Raw genomic sequence first — 10,341 nt, forward strand, 5'->3', positions numbered from 1 at the left:
TCAGTGCAGTCCCAGGCTCAGGTGGTCGGCAATCGGGCCGAGTACCAGCGCCGGCATGAACTGCAGCACGGTCAGGATGACGATCACCGAGACCAGGGTCAGGGCGAAGGTCGGCGTTTCGATCTGCAGGCTGCCGGCAGATTCCGGCGCCTGGCGCTTGGCGGCCAGCTGCGCGGCGACCACCAGCGGGATGATCAGCAGCGGGAAGCGGCCCAGCAGCAGCACCAGCGAGCAGCTCAGGTTCCACCACAGCGTGGCGTCACCCAGCCCTTCGAAGCCCGAGCCGTTGTTGGCATAGGCCGAGACATACTCGTAGAACACCTGGCTGATGCCATGGAATCCGGGGTTGGAGGTGCCGGCCAGGCCGGGCACGGCCAGGGTGATCGCGGTGAACACCAGCAGGGTGATCGGCTGCAGCAGTACCAGCAGCGCCAGCAGGCGTACCTGTGGCGTCTCCAGCTTGCGGCCGAACAGTTCCGGGGTGCGCCCGGTCATCAGGCCGGCCAGGAACACGCCCAGCAGCAGGTACACGATGAACTGCTGCAGGCCGCAGCCGATGCCGCCCCAGATGGCGCTGACCAGCATGTTGACCATCGCGATGCCGCCACTGAGCGGCGCCAGCGAATCGTGCATGCCGTTCACCGAGCCATTGGAGACCTGGGTGGTCACCGCCGCCCACAGCGCGGTGCCGTCGGCGCCGAAACGCACCTCCTTGCCTTCCATCAGCAGCGGGGTGGCGGCGCTGGCGCTATGGCCCTCGCTCCACATCATCGCGCCGGTGGACAGCAGCGACATGCCCAGCATGCAGCTGAACACCAGAACGCCGAAGCGTCGGCGGCCGGTGAAGGCACCGATCATGAAGATCACCGCCATCGGCACCAGCAGGATGCCAAGCACTTCCAGCGCGTTGGACAGCGGCGTCGGGTTCTCCAGCGGGAAGCTGCTGTTCGGGCCGTACCAGCCGCCACCATTGGCACCCAGCTGCTTGGCCGCGACCATCGCCGCCACCGGGCCCAACGGCAGTTTCTGCTGGGCCATGCCGGCGCTGGCATCGATCGGCGTGGCCTGCGGGCCACCGTCCATGGTCGACGGCACGCCCTGGCTGGTCAGCAGCAGGGTCCACACCAGGCACAGCGGCAGCAGGAAGCGCACGCACAGGCGCACCACGTCCACATAGTAGTTGCCCACTGCCACCTGGCGGTCATCGCCGGCCCCGGTGGCCGCCGCAGCCTGCGGCGCACGCGAGAACAACGCGCGCAGCGTAGCCACTGCCAACGCCAGGCCCATCATCGGCGTCACCACCTGCAGGCCGGTGATGCCGGTCATCTGCGAAAGGTAGGACAGCTGCGCCTGGCCCGAATAGTGCTGCTGGTTGGTGTTGGTCAGGAACGAGATCATCGTGTGCAGCGCGGTGTCCCAGCGCATGTTCGGGATCTGGTCCGGGTTCAACGGCAGCCAGGCCTGGGTCATGAACACCGCCTGGGTCAGTACAGCGACCACCACGTTGCTCAGCACGAACGCCAGCACGTAGCCGCGCCAGGACATCGAACGCGATGGATCGACACCGAACACCCGGTACAGCGGTTTCTCGATCCAGTGGAACAGCACGTCGACCTTCATCGGCGTGCCACGCATCACCCGCGCCAGGTACACGCCCAGCGGCCACGCCAGCACAACGCTGACGGCAATAATCAAAAGCATCTCAGTCATGTCAGGCTCCGTCAGAACGACTCGGGCCGCAGCACGACATAAAGCAGATAGGCGGCGGCGACCAGCACCAGCACGCCACACAACAACGACAGCCAGGGGGACATTGCAATAGCGTCCTGGTGGAACCCCTCCACCTCAGGCCGCCATCGTCGTCCTGCCCCCCATAAACGCACTACGCGCCGGACCGGGCCGACGCGTAAAGAGTGCATAAATTCGGTGGGCCAACCCGTAACCAGACCCGCCTTCTGTATCCCCCGCCATGCCGGGTGATGCTTTCCGTAGAGTCGAGCTTGCTCGACTGATTCTCGGGCAGGAACAGTCGAGCAAGCTCGACGCTACCCGGGAATCACGGGGCCTGGCTCGCCGGTGCCAGCCCCTTCAGCTCGCGATAGCGCTGCAGGGTGCTTTCGATCTCGGCCTTCAACGCCTGCTGCTGCTGCGCGAACCCGGCCAGCAGCCGCTGCTGGGACTGCAGCTGGGCGTGCCGCTGGCGGATCGCCTCGGCCTGCTTCTCGGCCACCGGGGCGCCCCCAGTTCGCGATCGCCGGCGGCCGACAACAGCGCCACCAGCGATTCACGCATGCTCGCCACGTTGTACTCGGCCGTCTTGAGGTTGTTGTCCAGCACTTCCTGGCGTTCGGCAAACACCCGGCGCAGGTCGTCCTCGCTGCCATAGGTGGACAGCATCGCCTGCTCGGTGCGCTGGCGGGTCTGCACGGCCATCAGGTCCAGCTGCTGCTGCGCCGCGGCCGTGCTGGCCTCGGCGCGTTCGGCGTCGGTCAACGCGCGCTGGACCTGCGCATTGCGCAGGCCGCTCTTCGCGTTGAACTCCTCGCGGGCGTGGTTGACCGCATCGGCCGGCAGCGAATCACTGCAGATCCGTTCCTTGCCCTCGTTCCAGCAGTACAGCTTCTTCTCCACCTTGCCGGGGTCGCGCGACTGCGCCGGCACGGTGAACGGCACGGCCAGCAGCAGGCCGGTGAAGAGAACAGCAGGAACGCGGGACATGGCCTTTCCCCTGGGTGGTCAGCGGGTCGAACGAACGCCGTACTGGGCCCGGTAGGCTTCCAGCGGCTGCCGGTAGCCCACAAGTTCCGGGTTGCCGGAGGCGAAATCAAGCAGGTCAGCCAGCGACGCCACGGCGATCACCGGAATCCCGGCTTCCTCGGCCACCGACTGCGCGGCCGAACGGCGGTCGCTCTCCGAGGCGATCTCCTGGCGGTCCAGCGCCACCACGATGCCGGCCGGGGTACCGCCGGCGCCGCGGATGATGGCCAACGCCTCGCGGATCGCGGTACCGGCGGTGATCACGTCATCGACGATCAGCACGCGCTTGCCATTCATGTCGGCGCCGATCAGCTGGCCGCCTTCACCATGGTCCTTGGCTTCCTTGCGGTTGAACGACAGCGGCAGGTCACGACCGCGCTGGGCCAGCTCGCAGGCCATCGCGGTGGCCAGCGGAATGCCCTTGTAGGCCGGGCCGAACACCACGTCGTACTTGATCCCGGTGGCGTCGATGGCATCGGCGTAGCAGGCGCCGAGCTGGGACAGCAGCGAACCGGAGTCGAAGCGACCGGCGTTGAAGAAATAGGGGCTCAGGCGGCCGGACTTGAGGGTGAACTGGCCGAAGCGCAGGGCGTCGGCGGTCAGGGCCAGCTGCAGGAAACGGTGGCGGTGGTCGCTCATCAAAACTCGATTCATCTTCATTTGGAGCACAAATCCTAATCCAGCTGGGCGTTTCGCGCTCGTTTGGCCCGCTGTGAAGGCCCGCCCGGGGGCGCCGGCAGACTGCGCAGCCCCGCAGGCAACCGGTATGCTTGCCCGGTTTCCCGCCGCAGGTTCCCCGCATGCGCATCATCAGTTTCAACGCCAATGGCATCCGTTCGGCCGCAACCAAGGGCTTCCTCGACTGGTTCCGGGCCCAGGACGCCGACGTCCTGTGCATCCAGGAAACCAAGGCCCAGGAAGACCAGCTGACCGACCCGATGTTCCGCCCGGACGGCCACCACTGCTTCTACCGCGACGCCATCACCAAGAAGGGCTACAGCGGCGTGGCCATCTACAGCAAGCGCGAGCCGGACCAGGTCATCACCTCGCTGGGCTGGGCCCCGTTCGACGACGAAGGCCGCTACATCGAGGCCCGCTACGGCAACCTCAGCGTGGTCTCCTTCTATATTCCGTCCGGCAGCTCGGGCGACCTGCGCCAGGGCTTCAAGTTCGAAGTGATGGAATGGCTGCGGCCGATCCTTGAAGAGTGGGCGCGCAGCGGCCGCGACTACGTGCTGTGCGGCGACTGGAACATCGTCCGTTCGGCGCTGGACATCAAGAACTGGAAGTCCAACCAGAAGAATTCCGGCTGCCTGCCGGAGGAGCGCGACTGGCTCAACGCCCTGTGCGCCGACCACGGCCAGGCCGCCGATGTCGCCGCCGGTCGCGGCTGGGCCGATGCCTACCGGCTGCTCAACCCCACCGGCGAGGACTACACCTGGTGGAGCAACCGCGGCGCCGCCCGTGCCAACAATGTCGGTTGGCGCATCGACTACCAGTTCATCACCCCGGGCCTGCGTGATCGCCTGCGCAGCTGCTCGATCTACCGCGACGAGCGCTTCTCCGACCACGCCCCGTTCACCGTGGACTACGACCTGTGACCGAGGCGGCCACGCCGGCCAGCTACAAGGGCTGGGCCGGGATCAAGCGCGCCTTCGGTACGCCCTCGGCACTGACCATGGCCATGCTCGGCTTCGGCAGCGGCCTGCCATTCCTGCTGATCGCCTCGCAGACCCTGTCCACCCGCCTGCGTGATGTCGGCCTGGACCTGGGCAGCATCGGCCTGATCAGCCTGGCCAGCTTCTTCTACCTGCTCAAGTTCCTGTGGGCGCCGCTGCTGGACCGCTATGCCTTCCCGCTGCTCGGCGGGCTGGGACGCCGGCGCTCGTGGCTGCTGGTATCGCAGGTGATGGTGCTGGTCGGCCTGGTGGCGTTGGCATTCGTACGCCCCGAGCAGGGGGTGTGGCCGCTGGTGGCGTGGGTGCTGGTGGCCTCGTTTGCCGGCGCCACCCAGGATTCGGCGGTCGATGCCTACCGTATCGAGATCGCCCCGCAGACCGCCCAGGCCGCACTGGCCGCCACCTATACGCTGGGCTACCGGATCGGCCTGATCCTGGCCGGGGCCGGCGCGCTGTACCTGGCCCAGTTCGAAGGCTGGATCATTGCCTACCTGGCGATGGCCGCGCTGATGCTGCTGCCGATCATCACCACCCTGGTGTGCGCCGAGCCGGAGCGCCCGGCCACGGCCGTGCAGCGCCGCATCGATGTGGCCGAAGCGTTCGTGCAGCCGATCACCAGCTTCTTCAGCCGCAATGGCGTGGCACTGGCCCTGGTGCTGCTGGCGTTCGTCGGGTTGTTCAAGTTCCCCGACCAGGTCATCGGGGTGATGGCCGGTCCCTTCTATCTCGACTCGGGCTTCGACAAGGCCGACATCGCCACGGTGTCCAAGCTGTTCGGCGTGTGGATGGGCATCGGCGGCGCCTTCCTGGGCGGCATCGCGGTGGCCGCGTTCGGCTTCCGTCGCATGCTGCTGGTCGCCGCACTCGGCGTCGCGCTGTCCAATCTGGCCTTCCTGCTGATGGCGCACAACCCGGGCAAGCTGTGGGCGTTCTACGCTGCGCTCAGCGCCGACAACCTGTTCCAGGGCTTCGCCGGCACCGTGCTGGTGGCCTTCATGTCCTCGCTCACCGACCGCAATTTCACCGCCACCCAGTACGCGCTGCTGGTGTCACTGGCCAACCTGCCCGGCAAGTTCGTCGGTGGCGTGTCCGGATATATCGTGGAAGCCACGTCGTACAGCACGTTCTTCATCCTCAGCTCGATCACCGTGGTGCCGACGCTGCTGCTGCTGGCGTGGCTGTGGCCGCGCATCGTCGACCGGACCCCGCCACCGGCGGCCTGATTGCCTGCCCGCCCGGTCTGCGGGATCATCGCCCCGACGCGCCGAGGGGGCGGTGCCTTGCGAACGGGGAAGTGAGCATGGCCGACGTTGTGCTGCGGGACCTGGACCCGCTGCTGCTGGAACGCATCCGCCGGGTCGCCGTGGCCCGCGGCTGGACCCATGAACAGACCTGCACCGCGCTGCTGGAGCAGGGGCTGTTCAGTAGTGAACTGGAGGTCCGCTCCGGCTTTGGCGATCCCGAAGTCGACGCACTCTCTGATGCCATCGCCGCCCTGCAGGCCCTGCCAGCAGGGCAGGGCTTCGATTAGCGGCCGCGCCGCAATGCTGTAGAGCCGAGCCCATGCTCGGCTGCTTCTGCTCACGCCAGATGGATCGCACCCAGGATCCGCGGCCCCTGGGCCCCGGTCACGCTCGGCAGGTTGCCGGCCAGTCCGTCCAGCGTCCGCTGTGCCAGCCACGCAAACCCCATCGCCTCGACGTACTCCGGGTCCAGCCCATGCACCGCGCTGGACTCCACCTGCACGCCCGGCAGCCGTGCGCTCAGCCGCTTCATCAGCTGCCGGTTGCGCACGCCGCCGCCGCACACCAGCAGCCGGCGGGTCTGCGGCTGCTGCGCCAGCAACGCGTCAGCCACCGTCGCCACGGTCAGTTCCAGCAGGGTGGCCTGCACGTCGGCGGCGGCGAACTGCCCTTCGCCCATGTGCATCTCGGCCCAGGCCAGGTGGAACTGTTCGCGGCCGGTGCTCTTCGGCGGCGGCAGATCGAACCACGGGTCCGAACGCCAACCGGCCAGCAGGCTGTCATCCACCGCACCGCTGGCCGCGTAGGCGCCGTCGGCATCGAAGGTGCGGCCGGTGTGGCGCTGGCACCAGGCATCCATCAGCGCGTTGGCCGGGCCAGTATCGAAGCCACGCACCTGGCCCTCGCGCGGGATCAGGGTCAGGTTGGCGATACCGCCCAGGTTGAGCACCGCACGGTCCTCGTCGGCCGCACCCAGCATGCCCAGGTGGAAGGCCGGCATCAGCGGCGCGCCATGGCCCCCGGCCGCCACGTCGCGGCGGCGGAAGTCGCTTACCGTGGTGATCCCGGTCAGTTCGGCGATGCGGTTGCCATCGCCCAGCTGTACGGTGAACGCCGGCTCGGCCAGTGGCCGATGGCGTACGGTCTGGCCGTGCGAGCCGATCGCACGCACCTGGCGGCGGTCCACGCCGGCCTCGGCCAGCAGCTGGTTGGCCGCCTCGGCGAAGTGGATGGCGATCCGCGCATCCAGCTCGCCCAGTTCCTCCAGCGAGTCCAGCGGACCGCCTTCGCCCAGCGCCACCAGGCGTGCGCGCAGCACCGGCTCCCAGCGGGCGGTCAGCCCATGCACGAAGCGGCAGCCACCGCCGTCGGGGAACTGCACCAGCGCGGCATCGATGCCGTCGGCGCTGGTGCCCGACATCAGGCCAAGGTACAGGGGGCGTCAGTGGCGGCAGTGGTGTTCATGGCGAGCATAAAAAGGACGCGGCAAGCTTGGGCTGCCGCGTCCTTCTTCGTCAACGCAGGGGTTCAGCCGCGCTTGCGGCCGGTCGCCTGCTTGTCCTTGGCGCTGGCCACCTCGGGGGCGGCCTCGTCGCGGCTGGTCGGTGCCGGGCTGGCATCGGCGTAGATCAGCTTCTCCATGCCCTGGATGCGGGCCATCGCCGGCGCGGTCTGCGCGCGGAAGGCCACCAGCTCGGCGCCCTTCAGCGGTTCCGGCGGCGGCATGGTCACGGTCAGCGGGTTGCGGTGCTCGCCGTTGACGCGGAATTCGTAGTGCAGGTGCGGGCCGGTGGCCAGGCCGGTCGAGCCGACATAGCCGATCACCGTGCCCTGCGCCACGCGCTGGCCGGTCTTGATGTTGGCAAAGCGCGACATGTGCCCGTACAGGGTGGTGTGGCCGCGGCCATGGTCGAGGATCACCACGTTGCCGTAGCCGCGCTGCACGCCGGCAAACTGCACGCGGGCGTCGCCGGCGGCCATGATCGGGGTGCCGGTACGCGCGGCGTAGTCCACGCCCTTGTGCATGCGCATCTTGCCCAGCACCGGGTGCTTGCGCGCGCCGAAGGTCGAGCTCAGCCGTGCGAACGGGATCGGCATGCGGATGAAGCTCTTCTTCAGCGAACGGCCGTTGATGTCGTAGTACTCGGACTTGCCGTTGCGGTCGAAGCGGAAGCCGGAATAGGTCTTGCCACCGGTGGTGAAGGTCGCTGCCAGGATCTTGCTGGTGTCCACCTTCTCGCCTTCGCGCCAGGTTTCATCCATCACCACGCTGAAGCGGTCGCCCGGCTGCAGGTCCTTGGAGAAGTCGATGTCGTACTTGAAGATGTCGTCGGTCATCGTCGCGATCGCCGACGGCGACAGCCCGGCCCGGCGCGCGGCCGCATACAGCGAACTGGTGATCTCGCCACTGGTGACCACCGTGCGCGTGGAGGTCTCGCGCTGGGTCACCTTCTCCTTGATGTCATCGCCGGCCAGGCTCAGTTCCACCCGGTTGTCGGCATCGCGGTCGAAGCGGATGCTGCGCAGGTCGCCCGACAGCGGCATGTCGAAGGCGATCTCGGCCCCCGGCCGCAGCTTGGTCAGCGCCTCGCGCGCGCCGGGGTGGTCCAGTACCCGGTGCAGGGTGGTGGCCGGGATGCCGGCCTTGTCGAACAGATCGCTCAGGGTCTGGCCGCGCTGTACGCGCAGCACCTGCCAGCTGTCACCGGGTACCTGTTGCTGGCGGGCCAGGGCCAGCGGCGGCAACGGCAGCGCCAGGCTGGTGTGGCTGTCGGCGAAGGGCGCATCGATGGTGTGCGAGAAGCCGGGGACGATCGTCGCCACCAGCGCACCGATGGTCGCGAACAGGCTGGCATGCATCCAATGGCGCCGGGTCCAGCGTTCATTGAAGGCGGCGGGAAGGTGTTGCCTGAGCTTCCGATGCAGGGCGTTGTCGTGCAGGACGTGGAGGCGTTCCTGGAAGCGCTGCTTGCGTGCGCGCCCTTGTTCGGAATTGTGCATCGGCGATTTTTCCTGACGGCCCGGGAGCGCGGGCCTAAACGCCGGTTACCATAGACACCTGAGAAAACCGCGTCAAACCCTTGTGCCCATTGGCTTTTGTGAAGCCAATCGGGTTAACTTTGCTTTAACACCCCACACAAGAATCGGCGTTGCCGGGAGTAGTCACGTGTCCTCGATTGAAGAAGCCCTTGCCCTGATCGGCCGTGGTGCCGACGAGATCCTCAAGCTCGAGGATCTGCGTGCGCGCCTGCAGGAAGGCCGTCCGCTGCGGATCAAGGCCGGCTTCGACCCCACCGCGCCCGACCTGCACCTGGGCCATACGGTGCTGCTGAACAAGATGCGCCAGTTCCAGGACCTCGGCCATCAGGTCATCTTCCTGATCGGCGACTTCACCGGCATGATCGGCGACCCGTCCGGCAAGAGCCTCACCCGCAAGCCGCTCAGCCGCGAGGACGTGCTGGCCAACGCCCGCACCTATGAGGAGCAGGTGTTCAAGGTGCTGGACCGCAGCCGTACCGAAGTCCGCTTCAATTCGGAGTGGTTCGGCAAGATGGGCGCGGCCGACATGATCCGCCTGGCCGGCCAGCACACCGTGGCGCGCATGCTCGAGCGCGACGACTTCGCCAAGCGCTATGCCGCCCAGCAGTCCATCGCCATCCACGAGTTCCTGTACCCGCTGGTGCAGGGCTACGACTCGGTGGCCCTGGAAGCGGACGTCGAGCTCGGCGGTACCGACCAGAAGTTCAACCTGCTGATGGGCCGTGGCCTGCAGGAACACCATGGCCAGAAGCCGCAGGTGGTGCTGACCATGCCGCTGCTGGAAGGCCTGGACGGCGTCAACAAGATGTCCAAGTCGCTGGGCAACTACATTGGTATCAGCGAGCCGGCCATCGACATCGTCACCAAGACCATGAAGGTGGACGACACCCTGATGTGGCGCTGGATCGAGCTGCTGTCGTTCGACATCAGCCAGGTCGAAGCGGTGCAGCTGCGCGAGCAGGTGGCCACTGGCGGCCTCAACCCGCGCGTGGTCAAGCTGCGCCTGGCGCGTGAACTGGCGACCCGCTTCCACGACGCCGCCGCGGCCGAGCAGGCCATTGCCGGCTGGGAAGCGGCGGTGACCGGGCAGGGCGACATCACCCAGCTGCCGCTGCAGGACGTGGCGATCCCGGCCGAGGGCCTGCGTATCGCCGCGCTGCTGACCGCGGCCGGGCTGACCCCGAGCAACTCCGAAGCCAACCGCAAGCTCAAGGAGCGCGCGGTGAAGGTCGACGGCGAAGTAGTGGAAGATGGCCAGCAGGTGCTGCAGCCGGGCTTCGAAGGCCTGCTGCAGGTCGGCAAGCGCACCTTCGCCCGCGTGCGCCTGGTCGCTGCCTGAGACAAAGGAAGGGCCGGCGCCAGCCGGCCCTTCCTTATGCTCTTGTAGAGCCGAGCCCACGCTCGGCTGCTCTTCATGGGGTCCTCCCGCAGCGCGACGCATGAACGGATGCAACATCCGTTGAAAAAATCGCCACACCCCCTTCACAAATGATGCAGATGGGGACATACTTCTCCTCCCCGTCGCAGGGGTCGCCACCAAGGGGCTTCAGCGACAACAGGGCGCCCACCACCGCCGAACGAGATGATCGAGCGAAGGTGTTGACAGACTGAAAAAGTCTGAC

At 67.4% G+C, this 10,341-nt stretch carries 10 protein-coding genes and 1 pseudogene; 4 read left to right on the forward strand and 7 right to left on the reverse strand.

Annotation, left to right across the window (positions count from 1 at the left end):
- The 4 genes and pseudogenes from kdpA to pyrE form a co-directional block, all read right to left on the reverse strand.
- A complete protein-coding gene (gene kdpA, locus N4G47_RS21235; RefSeq protein WP_475289864.1) occupies positions 1-1,710 on the reverse strand; it encodes a potassium-transporting ATPase subunit KdpA in 1,710 nt (569 codons plus the stop codon).
- A gap of 11 nt (positions 1,711-1,721) precedes the next feature.
- Positions 1,722-1,814, reverse strand: coding sequence for a potassium-transporting ATPase subunit F (locus N4G47_RS21240; RefSeq protein ID WP_005407770.1), 93 nt, complete (start codon positions 1,812-1,814; stop codon positions 1,722-1,724).
- A 242-nt stretch (positions 1,815-2,056) separates the two neighbouring features.
- Positions 2,057-2,718, reverse strand: a pseudogene (locus tag N4G47_RS21245) (hypothetical protein).
- A gap of 18 nt (positions 2,719-2,736) precedes the next feature.
- On the reverse strand, positions 2,737-3,396 hold the full coding sequence (gene pyrE, locus N4G47_RS21250) for an orotate phosphoribosyltransferase (protein ID WP_057498237.1): 660 nt from the start codon (positions 3,394-3,396) through the stop codon (positions 2,737-2,739).
- 161 nt (positions 3,397-3,557) lie between these two features.
- On the opposite strand from pyrE, the gene N4G47_RS21255 reads away from it, so the two are divergent.
- The 3 genes from N4G47_RS21255 to N4G47_RS21265 all read left to right on the forward strand — a co-directional run bounded on the left by N4G47_RS21255 (position 3,558) and on the right by N4G47_RS21265 (position 5,967).
- The gene (locus tag N4G47_RS21255; protein WP_475289865.1) at positions 3,558-4,358 is read left to right on the forward strand and encodes an exodeoxyribonuclease III; all 801 of its coding nucleotides are present in this window, start codon (positions 3,558-3,560) and stop codon (positions 4,356-4,358) included.
- Positions 4,355-5,659 carry an AmpG family muropeptide MFS transporter gene (locus tag N4G47_RS21260; RefSeq protein ID WP_475289866.1) on the forward strand — a complete coding sequence of 435 codons (1,305 nt, stop codon included), beginning with the start codon at positions 4,355-4,357 and terminating at the stop codon, positions 5,657-5,659. Before N4G47_RS21255 ends, N4G47_RS21260 begins: the two co-directional genes overlap by 4 nt.
- A 77-nt stretch (positions 5,660-5,736) precedes the next feature.
- Positions 5,737-5,967: a hypothetical protein gene (locus tag N4G47_RS21265; RefSeq protein WP_088023589.1), complete on the forward strand. Its 231-nt coding sequence runs from the start codon at positions 5,737-5,739 to the stop codon at positions 5,965-5,967.
- A gap of 50 nt (positions 5,968-6,017) precedes the next feature.
- Here N4G47_RS21265 and N4G47_RS21270 read toward each other — a convergent pair whose 3' ends face one another.
- Both N4G47_RS21270 and N4G47_RS21275 read right to left on the reverse strand, forming a co-directional pair.
- The gene (locus N4G47_RS21270) at positions 6,018-7,100 is read right to left on the reverse strand and encodes an anhydro-N-acetylmuramic acid kinase (RefSeq protein ID WP_475289867.1); all 1,083 of its coding nucleotides are present in this window, start codon (positions 7,098-7,100) and stop codon (positions 6,018-6,020) included.
- Positions 7,101-7,207: 107 nt separating this feature from the next.
- A complete protein-coding gene (locus tag N4G47_RS21275; RefSeq protein WP_107231552.1) occupies positions 7,208-8,680 on the reverse strand; it encodes a M23 family metallopeptidase in 1,473 nt (490 codons plus the stop codon).
- 166 nt (positions 8,681-8,846) lie between these two features.
- On the opposite strand from N4G47_RS21275, the gene tyrS reads away from it, so the two are divergent.
- Positions 8,847-10,058, forward strand: coding sequence for a tyrosine--tRNA ligase (tyrS, locus tag N4G47_RS21280; RefSeq protein ID WP_475289868.1), 1,212 nt, complete (start codon positions 8,847-8,849; stop codon positions 10,056-10,058).
- A 73-nt stretch (positions 10,059-10,131) separates the two neighbouring features.
- Here tyrS and N4G47_RS21285 read toward each other — a convergent pair.
- A partial coding sequence (locus N4G47_RS21285) for a hypothetical protein (RefSeq protein WP_475289869.1) occupies positions 10,132-10,341 on the reverse strand: 210 nt, incomplete at its 5' end.

This window comes from Stenotrophomonas sp. GSD10, assembly GCF_056172695.1.

Bases quoted from the DNA above. Each gene is read 5' to 3' on its own strand.
- N4G47_RS21255 (WP_475289865.1), top strand. From the start codon at position 3,558: ATGCGCATCATCAGTTTCAACGCCAATGGCATCCGTTCGGCCGCAACC.
- N4G47_RS21270 (WP_475289867.1), bottom strand. From the start codon at position 7,100: ATGTCGGGCACCAGCGCCGACGGCATCGATGCCGCGCTGGTGCAGTTC.
- N4G47_RS21265 (WP_088023589.1), top strand. From the start codon at position 5,737: ATGGCCGACGTTGTGCTGCGGGACCTGGACCCGCTGCTGCTGGAACGC.
- kdpA (WP_475289864.1), bottom strand. From the start codon at position 1,710: ATGACTGAGATGCTTTTGATTATTGCCGTCAGCGTTGTGCTGGCGTGG.
- pyrE (WP_057498237.1), bottom strand. From the start codon at position 3,396: ATGAGCGACCACCGCCACCGTTTCCTGCAGCTGGCCCTGACCGCCGAC.
- N4G47_RS21240 (WP_005407770.1), bottom strand. From the start codon at position 1,814: ATGTCCCCCTGGCTGTCGTTGTTGTGTGGCGTGCTGGTGCTGGTCGCC.
- N4G47_RS21275 (WP_107231552.1), bottom strand. From the start codon at position 8,680: ATGCACAATTCCGAACAAGGGCGCGCACGCAAGCAGCGCTTCCAGGAA.